Source organism: Variovorax paradoxus, from assembly GCF_009498455.1.
GTDB classification, from domain to species: Bacteria; Pseudomonadota; Gammaproteobacteria; order Burkholderiales; family Burkholderiaceae_C; genus Variovorax; species Variovorax paradoxus_H.
Window position 1 is genome coordinate 398550 of sequence record NZ_CP045644.1, and the last position, 14694, is coordinate 413243.

General features: G+C 69.4%; 16 protein-coding genes. 6 read left to right on the forward strand and 10 right to left on the reverse strand.

The genetic code is table 11. From position 1 onward, the window contains the following. Positions 1 to 20: 20 nt before the first annotated feature. Positions 21 to 1292, reverse strand: coding sequence for a multifunctional CCA addition/repair protein (locus tag GFK26_RS01745; RefSeq protein ID WP_153280587.1), 1272 nt, complete (start codon positions 1290 to 1292; stop codon positions 21 to 23). A 165-nt stretch (positions 1293 to 1457) separates the two neighbouring features. Here GFK26_RS01745 and GFK26_RS01750 point away from each other — a divergent pair, with 165 nt between their 5' ends. After that, positions 1458 to 2195, forward strand: coding sequence for an OmpW/AlkL family protein (locus GFK26_RS01750; protein ID WP_153280588.1), 738 nt, complete (start codon positions 1458 to 1460; stop codon positions 2193 to 2195). Positions 2196 to 2223: 28 nt separating this feature from the next. On the opposite strand, the gene GFK26_RS01755 is transcribed toward GFK26_RS01750, so the two are convergent. From GFK26_RS01755 to GFK26_RS01765, 3 genes are all read right to left on the reverse strand, one after another. Continuing rightward, entirely contained in the window at positions 2224 to 2910 is a 687-nt protein-coding gene (locus tag GFK26_RS01755; RefSeq protein WP_153280589.1) for a glutathione S-transferase family protein, read from the reverse strand. A 109-nt stretch (positions 2911 to 3019) separates the two neighbouring features. Next, complete coding sequence (locus GFK26_RS01760; RefSeq protein WP_153280590.1) at positions 3020 to 3580, reverse strand: MgtC/SapB family protein; 561 nt, start codon at positions 3578 to 3580, stop codon at positions 3020 to 3022. A 1-nt stretch (position 3581) separates the two neighbouring features. Continuing rightward, positions 3582 to 5612, reverse strand: a complete 2031-nt coding sequence (locus tag GFK26_RS01765; protein ID WP_153280591.1) for a lytic transglycosylase domain-containing protein — start codon at positions 5610 to 5612, stop codon at positions 3582 to 3584. Positions 5613 to 5621: 9 nt separating this feature from the next. Here GFK26_RS01765 and GFK26_RS01770 point away from each other — a divergent pair, with 9 nt between their 5' ends. Beyond that, a complete protein-coding gene (locus GFK26_RS01770) occupies positions 5622 to 6239 on the forward strand; it encodes a 5-formyltetrahydrofolate cyclo-ligase (RefSeq protein ID WP_153280592.1) in 618 nt (205 codons plus the stop codon). A gap of 6 nt (positions 6240 to 6245) precedes the next feature. Here the strand turns inward: GFK26_RS01770 and GFK26_RS01775 are convergent, their stop codons facing one another. Beyond that, complete coding sequence (locus GFK26_RS01775; protein WP_153280593.1) at positions 6246 to 7229, reverse strand: LysR substrate-binding domain-containing protein; 984 nt, start codon at positions 7227 to 7229, stop codon at positions 6246 to 6248. Positions 7230 to 7402: 173 nt separating this feature from the next. Here GFK26_RS01775 and GFK26_RS01780 point away from each other — a divergent pair, with 173 nt between their 5' ends. Next, positions 7403 to 7720: a DUF2917 domain-containing protein gene (locus tag GFK26_RS01780; protein WP_153280594.1), complete on the forward strand. Its 318-nt coding sequence runs from the start codon at positions 7403 to 7405 to the stop codon at positions 7718 to 7720. 121 nt (positions 7721 to 7841) lie between these two features. On the opposite strand, the gene GFK26_RS01785 is transcribed toward GFK26_RS01780, so the two are convergent. Next, positions 7842 to 8276: a BLUF domain-containing protein gene (locus GFK26_RS01785; RefSeq protein ID WP_153280595.1), complete on the reverse strand. Its 435-nt coding sequence runs from the start codon at positions 8274 to 8276 to the stop codon at positions 7842 to 7844. Positions 8277 to 8367: 91 nt separating this feature from the next. On the opposite strand from GFK26_RS01785, the gene GFK26_RS01790 reads away from it, so the two are divergent. Continuing rightward, complete coding sequence (locus GFK26_RS01790; RefSeq protein ID WP_194274005.1) at positions 8368 to 9138, forward strand: Crp/Fnr family transcriptional regulator; 771 nt, start codon at positions 8368 to 8370, stop codon at positions 9136 to 9138. 21 nt (positions 9139 to 9159) lie between these two features. On the opposite strand, the gene GFK26_RS01795 is transcribed toward GFK26_RS01790, so the two are convergent. Continuing rightward, complete coding sequence (locus GFK26_RS01795; protein ID WP_228121870.1) at positions 9160 to 10008, reverse strand: DUF6279 family lipoprotein; 849 nt, start codon at positions 10006 to 10008, stop codon at positions 9160 to 9162. 49 nt (positions 10009 to 10057) lie between these two features. Between GFK26_RS01795 and glmU the strand changes: the two genes are divergently transcribed. Next, on the forward strand, positions 10058 to 11488 hold the full coding sequence (gene glmU, locus GFK26_RS01800) for a bifunctional UDP-N-acetylglucosamine diphosphorylase/glucosamine-1-phosphate N-acetyltransferase GlmU (protein WP_153280596.1): 1431 nt from the start codon (positions 10058 to 10060) through the stop codon (positions 11486 to 11488). A 44-nt stretch (positions 11489 to 11532) separates the two neighbouring features. On the opposite strand, the gene GFK26_RS01805 is transcribed toward glmU, so the two are convergent. Then, the gene (locus tag GFK26_RS01805; protein ID WP_153280597.1) at positions 11533 to 11871 is read right to left on the reverse strand and encodes a hypothetical protein; all 339 of its coding nucleotides are present in this window, start codon (positions 11869 to 11871) and stop codon (positions 11533 to 11535) included. A 171-nt stretch (positions 11872 to 12042) separates the two neighbouring features. Between GFK26_RS01805 and GFK26_RS01810 the strand changes: the two genes are divergently transcribed. Continuing rightward, positions 12043 to 13557, forward strand: a complete 1515-nt coding sequence (locus GFK26_RS01810; RefSeq protein ID WP_153280598.1) for a PLP-dependent aminotransferase family protein — start codon at positions 12043 to 12045, stop codon at positions 13555 to 13557. On the opposite strand, the gene GFK26_RS01815 is transcribed toward GFK26_RS01810, so the two are convergent. Together GFK26_RS01815 and GFK26_RS01820 are read right to left on the reverse strand one after the other, a co-directional pair. Further along, entirely contained in the window at positions 13530 to 14456 is a 927-nt protein-coding gene (locus tag GFK26_RS01815) for an ROK family protein (protein ID WP_153280599.1), read from the reverse strand. The two genes, GFK26_RS01810 and GFK26_RS01815, sit on opposite strands and share 28 nt — an antisense overlap. Before the next feature lie 40 nt (positions 14457 to 14496). After that, entirely contained in the window at positions 14497 to 14691 is a 195-nt protein-coding gene (locus GFK26_RS01820) for a DUF2905 domain-containing protein (RefSeq protein WP_056575522.1), read from the reverse strand. Positions 14692 to 14694 lie beyond the last annotated feature (3 nt).

The window sequence follows — 14694 nt, forward strand, 5'->3', positions numbered from 1 at the left end:
GCGTGTGCCGATGGTGCTGTTCAGTCGGCGGTCGCCGGCAGCGACGCCGCCACCGCCGCGATGCGCGCCCGGTGGATCGCCTCGCCGATGCGCGGCCCGGTGGCGCCGGCCTGCTGCGCCTCGCGCGCCACCGCATCGGTGGCCACCGCCTGGGCCGCCGCGAGCACGGCGAGCAGGCGGGGCCGCTGCGGGTAGGCCCGGTCCTCGAAGCCGAGCCGGCCGCGCGCGTCGCATTCGCAGGCCAGCAGCGCCTCGGCAAAGCGCGCCGGCTTGCGGAAGGCGTCGCAGCGCTCGAGCAGCCGCACCAGCGGCGTGGCACCGAGCGTGGCGCTGCGGTGGATGTTGCCGTGCTCGCGCGCCACCACCTCGGCCAGTTCGCGCAGCTCCACAGGCACGCGCCAGCGTTCGCACACGGCCTGCAGCAGGTCGACGCTGCGCAGCTCGTGGTTGATGTGGCGCGGCAGCATGTCGGCCGGCGTGGTGCCTTTGCCGAGGTCGTGCATGAGGCAGGCGAAGCGCACGGGCAGCGTGGCGCCCAGGCGCGCGCTGGTGTCGAGCACCATCATCAGGTGCACGCCGGTGTCGATCTCGGGGTGGTGCAGCGCCGGTTGCGGCACGCCCCAGAGCCGGTCGACCTCGGGCAGCAGCACGGCGAGCGCGCCGCAGTCGCGCAGCACGTCGAACATGCGCGAGGGCCGCGTTTCCATGAGGCCGCGCGCGAGCTCCTGCCACACGCGCTCGGGCACCAGCGCATCGACCTCGCCGGCCGCGACCATCTCGCGCATGAGCGCCATGGTTTCGGGCGCGACGGTGAAATCGTCGAAGCGCGCGGCAAAGCGTGCCACGCGCAGGATGCGCACCGGGTCTTCGCGGAAGGCGTCGGTCACGTGGCGCAGCACCTTGTCGCGCAGGTCGCGCTGGCCGTGGAAGGGGTCGGCCAGCGTCTCGGGGCGCGGATCGAAACTGCCGTCGTCGCCCACGTGCTCGGCGGGCAGCGCGATGGCGTTGACGGTGAGGTCGCGCCGCGCGAGGTCTTGCTCCAGCGTGACGTCGGGCGCCGCATGCACGACGAAGCCGCGGTAGCCCGGCGCGCTCTTGCGTTCGGTGCGGGCCAGCGCGTACTCCTCGCGCGTGCGCGGATGCAGAAACACGGGGAAATCGCGCCCCACGGGCAGGTAGCCGCGCGCCACCATGGCCTCGGGCGTGGCGCCCACCACGAGCCAGTCATGGTCGGAAACCGGGCGGCCCAGCAGCCGGTCGCGCAGTGCACCGCCGACGAGAAAAATGTTCATGAGTGCAGTGTAGGGATACTCGCCCTGCACAAAAAGAACGGTCGTTCGATAATCTTCGAGCGATGCGAACGACCGTTCGTAAATTCGCATCGCGCGAAGCACCGGTCGCTGGCCGGCGCCCCCGTGCGCGGGGCTGTTTTCAACACCCAAGGAGCATTCACACCTATGAAAAAACTCACAACAACAGCATCGTTGGCTTTGGCGGCATTCGGGGGCCTGGCATCGGGCAGCGCCCTGGCGCAGAACGCCGGCGACTGGGTCGTCGGCACCGGCTGGTTCCATCTGTCGCCGCAGGATTCAAGCAAGCCGCTGACCGTGACCTCGCCCGTGCACAGCGTGCTGGCCGGCTCGGGCGCGAGCGTCAGCAACTCGGACACGCTGGGCATGAACATCGCCTACTTCGTCGACAGCCACTGGGCCGTCGAAGGCGTGCTCGGCGTGCCGCCCAAGTTCAAGCTTCAGGGCACCGGCACGCTGGCGCGCGTGGGCGAGCTCGGCCAGGCCCGCCAGTGGAGCCCCACGGTGCTGGCCAAGTACTACTTCAACGAAGGCAACGACGCCTTCCGTCCGTTCGTGGGCCTGGGCGCCACCTATGTCTGGTACAGCGACGTGAAGCTCACGCCGAACCTGCAAGGCGCGCTGGCCAGCCAGTTCCACGTGCGTCCGTCGTCGGTGAACACCACGGCCAAGCTCGACAGCGCGTTCGCGCCCGTGCTCAACGCCGGCGTGGCCTACCAGTTCGACAAGCACTGGGGCGTGTCGTTCTCGGTGTCGTACATCCCGCTGAAGACCAAGGCCAAGCTCACGACGACCAGCATCACCGGCCTGCCGGTGGCGCGCAGCGAGTCGAGCCTGAAGCTGAACCCGATCGTCACCTACCTGGCGGCGACGTACCGGTTCTGATGAAGTCCGGCGAGCCCCGATCGCGCGCTCAATCGCGCGAGGTGCGGTAAGGCTCGTCGAAGGCCACGAAGGTCTTCTCGGCCAGGGCGCCCGCGATCCATGCGGCGACGCCCGGCAAGGCCGCCACGCGCGCGATGTACGCGTCAATGGCCGGCGGCACCGGCAGGCCGTAGCCGCGGATGCGCATGCCCACCGGCGCGAAGAAGGCGTCGGCGATGGTGAAGGCCCCGAACAGCATCGGGCCGCCGTGCGTCTCGAGCAGCTCGGTCCACATCTGCACGATGCGGTCGAGGTCTTCCTGCACGCCGGGCTGCTCGGCCAACAGCCGCGCGCCCACCTCGGGCAGCGAGGCCTCGATGTTCATCGGGCAATTGCCGCGCAGGTGCGTGAAACCCGAATGCATTTCGGCGCAGATGCTGCGCGCACGGGCCCGCTCGGCCACGCCCTGGGGCCACAGCTGCTTCTCGGGAAAGCGCTCGGCCAGGTACTCGGCGATGGCGAGGGTGTCCCAGATGGCGAGGTCGCCGTCGACCAGCACCGGCACCTTGGCGACGGGGTTGATGGCGCCGATCACGTGCTTGAACTGCGAGGTGGCGTCGAACGAGTCGAAACGCACCATCACCTCTTCGAAGGGAATGCCGGCTTGGGTCATGAGCACCCAGGGGCGCATGGACCACGACGAGTAATTCTTGTTGCCGATGTAGAGCTTGGACATCTGTCAGGGTCTCCGGGTCAGTGCGGGAATGCGGGGCAAAGCCGTCGATGCTAGCCGGGCGGCGCGCTGCGATTGATGCCGAAGGCGGCGCGAATTGATGCGAGCCGCTTCAGCGTTCGTCGTCACGGCGCGATTCGGGCGGCACGATCACGCGCGGGCTGGCGCCGTTCGCATTCGATGGCTTCACGACGCGCTCGATGAGGGTCACGAGACGCGGCACCAGCGACAGCACCGCGAGCGCCAGCAGTGCGCTGAGCACGGCCGTGACCTCGCGGCCGAGCCCGCAGGCCATGCCGATCGCGGCCGTCATCCAGAGCCCGGCGGCGGTGGTGAGGCCCTGCACGTGCGATTCGTCCTTGCCCTGCTTGAGGATGGTCCCGGCGCACAGGAAACCGACGCCGGCCACCAGCCCCTGGATCACACGGCTCATGTCGGCCGGCACGATGCCGGTCTGCTGCGGGATCAGCACGAACAGCGCCGAGCCGATGGCCACCAGCATGTGGGTGCGCACGCCGGCCGCCTTGCCCTGCTGCTCGCGCTCGAAGCCCAGAAAGAAGCCCAGCACGGCTGCGAGCAACAGTCGCACCGCGATGCGCGTGAGCTGCGCGACGTCGCCCACGTCCGAAAACTCGGACGCGACGGTGTCGAGCACCTCATCGCGCCAGGTCATCTCAGGGCAGGTCCTTGTTGGGCTCGGGCTCGGCGGCGTTGCGCGGCCCCACGCGGCCCAGGCGCTCTTTCAGCGACTGCGGCTTGCCGCTGATGATCGCGGCGTAGTGGGTGGTGTTGGCCAGCACCTTCTTCACGTAGTCGCGCGTCTCGTTGAAGGGCACGTTTTCGGCCCAGATGGCCGCGTCGATCACCGGGCCGTTGCGCCAGTTGCGCGGGCGGCCGGGACCGGCGTTGTAGGCCGCGGCGGCCAGCGCCATCGAACCGTCGAAGTCGTCGAGCGCGAGCTTCAGGTAGTTGGTGCCGATGGTGATGTTGGTCTCGCGGTCGTTGATCTGGCCGGGCGTGAAGTCGGTCATGCCGATCTTGCGGGCGGTCCAGCGCGCGGTGGCGGGCATGACCTGCATGAGGCCCGAAGCGCCGACGCCCGAGCGCGCGTCCATGATGAAGCGGCTTTCCTGGCGGATCAGGCCGTACACGTAGGCCGGGTCGAGGCCGATGTCCTGGCTCTTGCGCAGCACCGTGTCGTGGAAGGGCATGGGGAAGCGCTGCTCGACATCGATCACGCCCTTGGTGCGCTCGCTGGTGTTGATGCAGCGGTCCCACACCTCGCGCTGGCAGGCCAGGTCGGCGGCGGCCAGCAGGGCGCGGTCGTCCATGCCGCCCTTCTCGTGCAGGTTGGTGGCGTAGTTCCACTCGCGCGTGCCTTCGGAGCGCAGGCCCATGCCGATGGCGTACAGGCCGCGTTGCAACCCGGGGTTGGTGCGCGCGGCGTTCTTTTCTTCGGGCGTGAGCGGCGCGGGGCGCGTGGCCGCCACGACGCGCTGGCCCAGCTCTTCGAGCGCCAGCATTTCGTAGAAGCCGCGCGTGCCGGCGATGCTGGTGTACAGCTCGCGGGCCTGCGCGCGGCGCTCGTCGCCGCCCGCGGCGCTGAGCGCGCGGGCCTTCCAGTAGACCCAGGTGGGGTCTTGCTGGGCGGCGTCGCTCATGGCGTTGATGGCGGGCGCGACGTCTTTCCACTGGCTGGCGCGCAGTGCGGCGCGCACACGCCAGCCGAGCATGTCGTCGGACAGGTCGCTGTTCTTGGTGACATTGCCGAAGTAGCTCACGGCCATCGGCGAGAGCTTGTTCGCGGCCGCGCGGCCGATGGTGCCCCAGACCCAATTGCGCTCCTCGGCGGAAAGCATCGGGCTCCACTTGCTGTCGAGCTGCGCGGCGCCCTGGTCGGGGTCTGCGACCGCGATCTTGATGAGCGCGAGCACCACGAGTTCCTTGCGCGACTTGGCGGCCACGAAGGCGCGGCCGGTGAGGAACTTGGCGGCGCTGGCGTTGACCTCTTCGAACAGCGGCAGCGCGTCAGGCGCGGCGATGGTGACGGCGCCGCGCGCGGCCGCGGGCCGGTTGGCCTCGATGGCCAGGCGCGCCTTCTTCCAGGCGTCGTTGGTCGTCATGAGGCGGGCCGCGACCATGCGGTCGACGGCGGTGAGGCAGCCGTCGTCGCTGTCCTTTTGCGCGAACCAGTTGCGGCGTACTTCGTCGGCCTGTGCCTGCGTGGCCGTGCCGGTGCGCAGCGTGTCGACCAGCACCGCGTAGCAACGCACCTGGGCGTCGTCGCCCATGCGGAAGCCGGCGATGTTGGCGGCAAAGCCGTCCCAGTCGCGACGCTGGCCGAGCAGCAGCAGCCAGTCGTTGCGCAGGCGGTCTTCCTGGTAGGTGTTGGGGTAGCGGGCGTAGAAGTCCTGCACCTCGTTGGGCGCGGCTTCCTGCAGGCGGGCCTTGAGCTCCCAGTAGGCGGCCCAGGGTTCGAGTGCGTGGCCGCGGGCCTGCGGCAGCAGGGCCGTGAGGCGGGCCTTGTCGCCGCGCTGGAAGGCCTGCTTCATCTGGACCAGCACGTCGTCGTTGGTGTTGTTCTGCGCGGCGGCGGGCTGTTGCGACAGCAGCGCGGCGAGTGCAAGAACGGCGAAAAAAATCAGGGCGGGCGCGCCGCGACGCGGATGAGCGCGCGCGGATGCCAAAATGCTTGGGAACTGCATCGGGGGATTATGGACAAGTCAAAGGATGCCGACACCTCGGCCACGGCGAGTTTTCTGAAGGGTCAACTGCGAAAGGCGCTCATCGAGCAACGGCTGGGCATGCCCGACCGCCTCGCGCGGGCCGACCTGTTGCAGCGGGTGATGCGGATCTGGCTGGTCGGCCGGCCCGACACCGTGATCGGCGCCTACTGGCCGATCAAGGGCGAGTTCGACCCCCTACCCGCCCTGCACCGCTGGAAGGAAGACGGCGAGCTCATGGAAGAAACGCAGCGCCGCCGCATCGGACTGCCGGTGATCGACAAAGTCCACAAGACGCTCACCTTCCATGCCTGGTACCCGGGCTGCCAGATGGAAGAAGACGCCTACGGCATTCCCAAGCCCAAGGACACCGAGCTGATCGTGCCGACCCTGCTGTTCGTGCCCTGCGTGGGCTACAGCGCCGGCGGCTACCGGCTGGGCTACGGCGGCGGTTTCTACGACCGCACGCTGGCGGCGCTCGAGCCCCGACCGTTCACCGTGGGGCTGGGCTTCACGAACGGCTTTCTGGACGACTTCGAGCCCGAGGCGCACGACCTGCCCCTGGACGCGATCCTCAACGACAACGGCGTCGTCTGGCCGACGTCCTGAGCCGGTTCAGTCGAGGTTGTCGACCGTGTCCGGGTCGGGCACCTCGCCCACCGTTTCACGCGTGGTGGCGGCCTGCGCTTCCAGCCAGTCGGAAAAGGCCTTGATCTCCGGCCGCAGCGCATTGCGCGGCCCTGAAATGAGCCAGTAGGCCATCGGCGAATCGAGGCGGTGCTGCGGCAGCACCTCGATCAGGTCGCCATTGGCCAGGCTCTCGGCCACCAGCGAGTTGCGCGCCAGCACCACGCCCTGGCCGGTGAGCGCGGCCTGCACCATCTGGTAGGCATAGTTGAAATAGAGCCAGCGCTTGGGCTGCGCGCGCTCCATGCCGTTCACCTCGAACCAGCGCCGCCACGTGAGCCATTCGAGGTGCGTGCGGTGCGCGTCGCCGGCCTCGATGAGCGTGAAGCGCGCAATGTCGGCCGGCGTCTTGATCGGCGGGTTGCTCTTGATGAGCCACGGGCTCGCCACCGGCGTCAGGTTTTCGCCGAACAGGCGCACGGCGCCGGCGGGCATGGCCTCGGGCGGGCCGTAGCGCAGCGCGATGTCGACGTCGGCCACGTCGAGGTCGACCGCGATGTCGCTGGCGTCGATGCGGATGTCGATCTCGGGGTTGTCGCGCTGAAAAGCCTCGAGCCGCGGAATCAGCCACATCGAGGCGAACGAGGCAAAGGTGGTGAGCGCCACGCTCTTGCGGCCCGCGCTCTGGCGGATCTGCCGCACGGCCATGTCGATGCGCGGCAGCGCCTGCTGCACCGACAGCAGAAGCTGCGCTCCGGCGCTGGTCAGCTCGACCGCCCGCGTGTGGCGCAAAAACAGCGACACGCCCACCTCTTCTTCGAGCGACTGGATCTGCCGGCTCACGGCCGACTGGGTGAGCGCCATTTCCTCGGCCGCGGCGCGGAAATTGAGGTGCCGCGCGACCGCCTCGAAGGCCCGCAGGTGCCCCGCGGAAATCGGGCGGGAGCGCAGGTGGGTTTGCGAATGTTGCATGGGTATGACTTTGGTGTGCGTCCCGGCGGCCAGTCGATTGATGCGGGAATCGCATCAGTAGGCTACCTCGTTTTCATTGGACCTCCAAGGCCGCAAAAACGATCATTCATTCCCGAACTGCGCCAACCTCTCTGTCTGTCAATGCGCTTCGGACCAGCTTAGGAGTCCACACCATGTCCACCGCCGTCTGCACCAACGAATCGCTCGCTTCCCTGTCCCGTTCCACCCGCACCGCGGCCATTCCGCCGGCCGTGCGCCGTGGCGCCTGGCAGATCGCGCCCGGCGAGGCGATGAGCCTGAAGGCGCGGTCGGCGAGCGTGCTGCGCGTCAAGCAAGGCCGCGTGTGGGTCACGCCCGACGCCACGGCCCGCGGCCCCAGCGAAGACATCGTGCTGGCCCCGGGCGAGTCGCTCACGGTGGCTGCCGGCCAGCGCATCGTGATGGAAGCCTGGGATGGCTACGGTGCCACCTACGTGTGGGACCCGGTCTGACCGGCCGCCCGCGCGACCGGCAGCTCCCGCACTCCTGATCCAAGGCGGCTTCGGCCGCCTTTTTCTTTGCCCGGCGTTGTCGTGCGCCGCAGCAGCAGCAGCAGCAGCAGCAGCGCCGGGCTCAGCTGCTGATGTCGAAACTCGCGCGCAACGCCAGGAAGTACGCCAGCGCGGCCTCGCCGCGCAAGGCCTGCAGGGCCGAGATCGGGTCGGGCCCCTCGCACTCGGCCAGCCCCATGGCAAAGCCCGTGTAGCGCCGGGCGGCCAACGGCCCGTCGTGGACCACCACGAGGTCCGCATGCCGGGGATCGCGCTGCAGCCGCGCCATCAGGCCTTGCGCCGCCTCGTGCGGCCCCTCGAAATGCTGGCAGAAGAATTGGCCGTCGAACACCAGAAGGCCGGAGATGCCGTCCACGGCATTGCGGGCGCGGGCCTGGGTGACGATGGCGCCCACGGTGGCGGGCGGCAGGTCCTGCGTGAGCAGGCTGCAGTAAAGGAATTCGTGCAGTTTTTCCGGTTCTGCGGGATTGGATGCGGGTGATTGTTCTTGTGTCATTCGGTGCGGAAGGGTAAACGCTTCCGAGTCTAGGGAGCTGCCCGGCGTCCCGATATGTAAAAAGACACAGCGCCGCGGCCTATAGTGCGGCGTGAAATTCGAGGACTACCCCATTGCCGCCGCGCCGCCCCAGGGCGCGAATGCGTGCGAACACTGCGCCCTGCGCCGTCTTGAGGCCTTTTTGCCGGTGACGGCGCAGCAGCTGCAGGCCATCGGGGCCTTTCGCATCGGCACCCGGCGTGTCGAGGCGGGCGGCACCGTCATCGAGGAGCACCGCGCCAGCCCGCAGCTGTTCACGCTCTACGCAGGATGGGCCTTCCGCTACAAGACGCTGAGCGACGGCCGCCGGCAGATCCTGAGTTTCCTGCTGCCGGGCGACTTCATCGGCCTGCAGGACGAGTTTGCAGACGGCCACACGCACGGTGTCGAGGCCGTGACCGACGCCACGCTCTGCGCCTTCCCGCGCGACCGCCTGTGGGAGCTGTTCCACGCCGAGCCCCGGCTCGGCTACGACATCACTTGGCTCGCCGCGCGCGAGGAAAAGATGGTGGACGACCACCTCGTCACCGCGGGCCGCCGCAACGCCGGCGAGCGCGTGGCCATGCTGCTCATGCACCTGTACCGCCGGGCCCAGCGCCTGGGCATGGTGCGCGACGAGTGGGTCGAGTTTCCGTTCAACCAGCAGCACATCGCCGACGCGCTGGGGCTGTCGCTGGTGCACACCAACAAGACGATGCGGCGGCTGCAGGGTCTGGGCCTGTACAAGCTCGACGGCGGATGGCTGCGCATCCTGGAGCCGCATGCGCTCGAAACGCTGGGCGACTACTTCGAGCGCCCGATGCGGCCCGTGCCGATGCTCTGAGGGCGGCGTCCGCCCGCTGCCTCAGCGCGCGGCCACCAGCTGCCGCAGGTCGCCCTGGTAGGCCTGCAACCGCCGCACCGCCTGCTCGCGCTGCGCGGCGCTGGTGGTGTTGTGCAGCGCCGCCAGGTTGCGGCAGCCTTCCTGCAGCAGCGCCTGCTGCTGGTCGCGCCAGGGACCGGGCGGCGGATCGGCGATGCGCAGCACGTAGGCGTGCAGCGCGGCGCGGGCCTCGGCCTGCGAGGTGCGCGGGCCGCCGTTGCTGCCAAGAAAGCCCCGCAGCAGCACCAGCGCCTCCTGCTGGCGCAGGCGCCGTTCTTCATACGCCAGCCGCGGGCTGAACACCGACTGCGCGACCTGCTGGCGCAAGAGCGCGCGCTGCTCGGTCGTCAGGCGGCCGTAGAAGTCTTCCTGCCGCTCGAGAAACTGGTCGTAGCGCTTTTCCTGCACCTGCGCGGGGCTGCGGTCGAGCCAGTCCTTGCGGTACTCGGCGTTTTTCTTCGCGTACTTGCGTTCGAGCTGCTGCAGCTGCGCCTCGCTCAGGCTCAGCACGAGTTCCGCGCTGGCGGCCTCGGCACGCTCGGTGACGGCCAGCAGCCGCTCGCGCACCCGGTCGGCCAGCTGGCAGGCCTGGGCCGGCGTCACGTCGGCCGACGCCAGGCCCTGGGCCTCCTGCAGCAGGCCGATGAGGCGCGGCAGCTCGTTCTGGCGGTGCCAGGCCAGCAGTTGGGCCAGTTCGTCGCGCACCTTGGGGGTCTGGGCGTCGTCGAAGTCGAAGTAGCCGTCGAGCCACCAGTAGCTCAGCTCGGGCAGGTTGTTGTAAGCAAGCTTGACCGCGCTGCAAGCCCCCAGGGCAGCAGCCAGCAGGAGCACACCGATAATCCGGGCCAGTCCAGCACAACGAATCCGGGAAGAAAAGCGCATGAATCAGACTCCGCAGCAGAGCAACCAGGGACCGGTCGACGTCGTCATCATGGCGGCCGGCAAGGGCACGCGCATGAAGAGCAAGTTGCCCAAAGTGTTGCATCGTTTGGCCGGCCGCGCCTTGCTGGCCCATGTGACCGACACCGCCGCGCGCATCGGCGCGCGCCATGTCGTGGTCGTGACGGGCCACGGCGCCGAGCAGGTCGAGACCGCCATCAAGGCCACCGCCGTCAACGCCGCCGCGCTCGGCTTCGCACGCCAAGAGCCCCAATTGGGCACCGGCCATGCCGTGCAGCAGGCCACGCCGCAGCTGCCGGACGACGGCACCGTCGTCATCCTGTCGGGCGACGTGCCGCTGATCGCCGAGGACACGCTGCGCACCCTCATCGCCGCCAGCGGCGGCGAGCGGCTCGCGCTGCTGACCATCGAACTCGACGACCCCACGGGCTACGGCCGCATCATCCGCACCACGGCGGGCGGTGAAGTGACGGCCATCGTCGAGCACAAGGACGCGACCGAGGCACAGCGCGCCGTGCGCGAGATCAACAGCGGCGTGATGGCCGCGCCCGCGCGGCTGCTCAAGGGCTGGCTGGCGCGGCTGGACAACAAGAACGCCCAGGGCGAGTACTACCTGACCGACATCGTGAAGTTCGCGGCCGACGACCGCGTGCCGGTGGTGGCGCATGTCACGACCGACGCGCTGCAGGTGGCGGGCATCAACAGCCCGGCCCAGCTTGCGGCGCTGGAACGCGCCTGGCAGCTGCGCCAGGCCAACGCGCTGATGGAACAGGGCGTGCGCCTGGCCGATCCGGCGCGCTTCGACCTGCGCGGCACGCTGAGCTGCGGCGCCGACGTCGACATCGACGTCAACTGCGTGTTCGAAGGCACGGTGTCGCTGGGCGAAGGCGTGCGCATCGGCGCGAACTGCGTCATTGCCAACGTGCGCATCGAGGCGGGCGCGGTGATCCACCCCTTCACCCACATCGACGGCGAGAAGGCTGGCGTGACGGTGGGTCCGGGCGCGCTGGTCGGGCCCTTCGCGCGGCTGCGGCCCGGCGCCCAGCTGGGTGCCGAGGTGCACATCGGCAACTTCGTCGAGGTCAAGAACTCCACGCTGGCGGCGGGCGCCAAGGCCAACCACCTGGCCTACCTGGGCGACGCCACGGTGGGCGAGCGCGTGAACTACGGCGCGGGCAGCATCACGGCCAACTACGACGGCGCCAACAAGCACCGCACCGTGATCGAGGCCGACGTGCATGTGGGCAGCAACTGCGTGCTCGTGGCGCCTGTGACGATCGGCGCGGGCGGCACCATCGGCGGCGGCTCGACCGTGAACAAGTCGACCGAGCCCGGCGCGCTGACCGTGGCACGCGGCAAGCAGGTCAGCTTTTCAAACTGGAAGCGGCCGCAGAAGTTGCCGAAGAACTGACGGCGGCTTCGGGCGTGGGTTCGGGGCAGGCCCTGCCCCGGACCTCACCAGCCCGTCAGCAGGCGCACGAAGCGCATCACCGGCCGCACCTCTTCTGCCGGCGCCGTGGCCCGCGCGGCCCGCACCGGCGCATGCACCCGCAAGTGCACCGGCGTGATCGCCGACACCTCGATCCAGCCGCCCTGCGGAACGCAGTGCACATCGCCTTCGCCGAGCAGCGTCTCGGTCATGAACACCCGCTCGCCCAGCCAGCCCGGCGGCGACACCACGCGGGCGCGGCCTTCGGCCAGCTGAAGCCAGGCGCCCGCATCGACGGCGGTGCGCAGGCTCTGGCCGGGTTCAAGGACGATGGAATCGGGCGCTTCGCAGAGGGTGGTGATCATGGCGGACCTCGGGTGGATGAGGCTTCATCGTAGGAATTTCGCCGCCCAGAAAACAGGCACACCCGATGGCTATTGCGACCGGAACAGCCGGGCCGCCGCGCCATCTGTTATGGTCATTTTCCCGAGCAACTGCATCTGTTTTTGGATGCCCGATGCGGGGAACATCGACCCATGGACTCGCTACCGCTCTACCGCCAGCTCGCGGCGCACTACGTGGACGCGATCCACGCCGGCTCGCTCAAGGCCGGCGACAAGCTCCCGTCGCTGCGCAGCCTGATGCGGCTGCACGACATCAGCCTCTCGACCGCGCTGCAGGTCTGCCGCGCCATGGAAAGCGAAGGCTGGGTCGAGGCGCGCGACCGCTCCGGCTACTTCGTGCGCCGCCCGCAGCGGCTGGCCATCGCGGCCATGGAAGAGCCCGTGTCCGGCCTGCCGCCCGACCCCGCGCAGTTCGTCAACATGCGCACGCGCATGGCCAACTTCATGGCGCGCGGACGGCTCAACGACGTGAAGCTCAACTTCGCGATCTCGCGCGCCGCCCCCGAGCTCTACCCCGCCGAGGCGCTGCGCAACGCCATGACGCGCGCGCTGCGCCAGCGCCCCGAGCTGCTGACCACCGCCTCGTCGCAAAAAGGCCACGAGCAGTTCCGCCAGGTCGTGGCCCAGCGCAACCTGCGCGTGGGCATGACCGTGGCGCCCGACGACGTGCTGGTCACCAACGGCTGCATCGAGGCGCTGAACCTCGCGCTGCGCGCCATCGCCAAGCCCGGCGACACCGTGGCGGTGGAATCGCCCACCTTCTACGGCCTGCTGCAGGTGCTCGAAAGCCTGGGCCTGCGCGGGCTGGAGATTCCCACCAGCCCGCAGACCGGCATCTCGCTGGAGGCGCTCGACCTGGCCATTCACACCTACGACGACATCAAGGCCGTGGTGGTGGTGCCGCACCTGCAGAACCCCATCGGCAGCGTGATGCCCGACGCCCACAAGCAGCGGCTGGTGCAGATGTGCGAGAACCACGGCATCGCGCTGGTCGAGGACGACACCTACAGCGACCTGGTGGAAACCGAGGTGCCGCTGCGCGCCATCAAGTCCTGGGACCGCACGGGCAACGTGGTGTATTGCGCCTCGCTGCACAAGGTGCTGGCGCCCGGCCTGCGGCTGGGCTGGATCACGGCCGGGCGCTGGCATGCGCAGGTCGAGATGCTCAAGTACGCGCAGACGCGCAACAACGAAGCGCTGGCGCAGATCGCCGCGGGCGAGATCATTGCCAGCGGCGGCTACGACCGCCACCTGCGCCGGCTGCGCGAACGCCTGCACACGCAGCGCGACCAGACGGCCGACGCCATCGCCCGCTACTTCCCGGCCGGCACCCGGCTCAACCTGCCGCGCGGCGGCTTCCAGCTGTGGGTGGAGCTGCCCGATCGGCTCTCGTCTGTCGCGGTGTTCGAGGCGGCCCTGCGCGAGCACATGCTGGTGGCGCCGGGCGCGCAGTTCTCGAACGCCTCGCGCTTCGACCATTACCTGCGCATCAACTGCGGCTGGCCCTTCAGCGAAGCGGTCGATGCGGGGCTGCGGCGGCTCGGACAGATCGTCGAGGAAGGCTGCGCGGCGCAGAAGAACCAGCCGGCCCCGCGGGTCCGGTCGCCGCGCACCGCAACTCAGTCGAGCAGCGCCAGGGCCGCGTAGTCGCCCACCTTGTCGCCGAGCCCGGCGGGCACCAGCAACACGCCGCGCGTGAGCGGCAGCAGCTTGCCGTCGACCTGCGCCTGCAGCCGCGGCAGCACGAAATCGCGGTGATGCAAGAACACACTGCCGCCCAGGCTGATGCGCTGCAGGTCGAGCGTGATGACCAGGTTGTAGAGCATGCGGCCGATCACGCGGCACAGCGCGTCGGCCTTCTCAAGTGCAGCGGCGTCACCGGCTGCAGCGGCCGTGAACAGGTCGGCCGCGGGCTGGCCGAAGCGGTGCGCGATCGAGTTGCCGCCGGCCAGTGCTTCCACGTCGCCCAGGTTGCCGCAGCCGCACAGCGCGCCGCTGTCGTCGTCGACCACGAAGCTGTGGCCCGCATGGCCGGCGTTGCCGTTCTTGCCGCGCAGCGCCTTGCCGTCGACGCACAGGCCCACGCCCACGCCGGTGCTCCACGTGGCGTAGGCGCAGTTGTCGAGCCCCTTCAGCGCGCCCCAGTGGCGCTCGGCCTCGAGCGCGGCCACGGCGTCGTTCTCGACGCGCACGCGGGCGAAGCGGCGCGCCAGCGGCGCCTCGACGATGGCCGTCATCCAGTCGTTGGGCAGCCCGCGCGACGGACCGGCGATGCCGCCGCAGATGTTGGGCGTGGCCAGTTCGACCATGCCGTCGTGCAATTCGAAAGGCCCGGTCGACGACACGCCCACGCGGTCGATGCTCGTCGGATCGACGCCCTGCTCGGCGCAGACCTCGTCGATGAGCCGCAGGATCTGCACCGCCACGGCATCGTTGGCGCCGGTCTTGGCGGTGGGCTCACTGCGGCGGCCGATCAACGGCGCGTCGCTCGAAGCGGAAAGGCTCACGGCGACCTTGGTGCCGCCGATGTCTACGCAGGCTCTCATTGCGGGGTTCTCTTCTTTCTCAGTCTTTGCCGCTCCGTGCTCAGAGCAGCCGCGCCACCAGCGCCGCGATCATGCTGAGCACCACCGTGCTCGCGATCGGCAACTGCCAGTCGCGGCCGAAGGCGCGAAACTCGAAATCGCCGGGCAGCCGTCCGAAGCCGAAGCGGCGCAGCCAGGCGGTCAGGCCGCTCATGAGCACCAGCGCAAGGACGACGACGATCAGCCAGCGGAACATGAA

What these genes read in the sequence shown, in the direction of transcription:
- GFK26_RS01755 (WP_153280589.1), bottom strand. Translation starts at nt 2,910, where the DNA reads ATGTCCAAGCTCTACATCGGCAACAAGAATTACTCGTCGTGGTCCATG.
- GFK26_RS01775 (WP_153280593.1), bottom strand. Translation starts at nt 7,229, where the DNA reads ATGCAACATTCGCAAACCCACCTGCGCTCCCGCCCGATTTCCGCGGGG.
- GFK26_RS01810 (WP_153280598.1), top strand. Translation starts at nt 12,043, where the DNA reads ATGGACTCGCTACCGCTCTACCGCCAGCTCGCGGCGCACTACGTGGAC.
- GFK26_RS01820 (WP_056575522.1), bottom strand. Translation starts at nt 14,691, where the DNA reads ATGTTCCGCTGGCTGATCGTCGTCGTCCTTGCGCTGGTGCTCATGAGC.
- GFK26_RS01760 (WP_153280590.1), bottom strand. Translation starts at nt 3,580, where the DNA reads ATGACCTGGCGCGATGAGGTGCTCGACACCGTCGCGTCCGAGTTTTCG.
- glmU (WP_153280596.1), top strand. Translation starts at nt 10,058, where the DNA reads ATGAATCAGACTCCGCAGCAGAGCAACCAGGGACCGGTCGACGTCGTC.
- GFK26_RS01815 (WP_153280599.1), bottom strand. Translation starts at nt 14,456, where the DNA reads ATGAGAGCCTGCGTAGACATCGGCGGCACCAAGGTCGCCGTGAGCCTT.
- GFK26_RS01765 (WP_153280591.1), bottom strand. Translation starts at nt 5,612, where the DNA reads ATGCAGTTCCCAAGCATTTTGGCATCCGCGCGCGCTCATCCGCGTCGC.
- GFK26_RS01745 (WP_153280587.1), bottom strand. Translation starts at nt 1,292, where the DNA reads ATGAACATTTTTCTCGTCGGCGGTGCACTGCGCGACCGGCTGCTGGGC.
- GFK26_RS01770 (WP_153280592.1), top strand. Translation starts at nt 5,622, where the DNA reads ATGGACAAGTCAAAGGATGCCGACACCTCGGCCACGGCGAGTTTTCTG.
- GFK26_RS01780 (WP_153280594.1), top strand. Translation starts at nt 7,403, where the DNA reads ATGTCCACCGCCGTCTGCACCAACGAATCGCTCGCTTCCCTGTCCCGT.
- GFK26_RS01805 (WP_153280597.1), bottom strand. Translation starts at nt 11,871, where the DNA reads ATGATCACCACCCTCTGCGAAGCGCCCGATTCCATCGTCCTTGAACCC.
- GFK26_RS01785 (WP_153280595.1), bottom strand. Translation starts at nt 8,276, where the DNA reads ATGACACAAGAACAATCACCCGCATCCAATCCCGCAGAACCGGAAAAA.
- GFK26_RS01750 (WP_153280588.1), top strand. Translation starts at nt 1,458, where the DNA reads ATGAAAAAACTCACAACAACAGCATCGTTGGCTTTGGCGGCATTCGGG.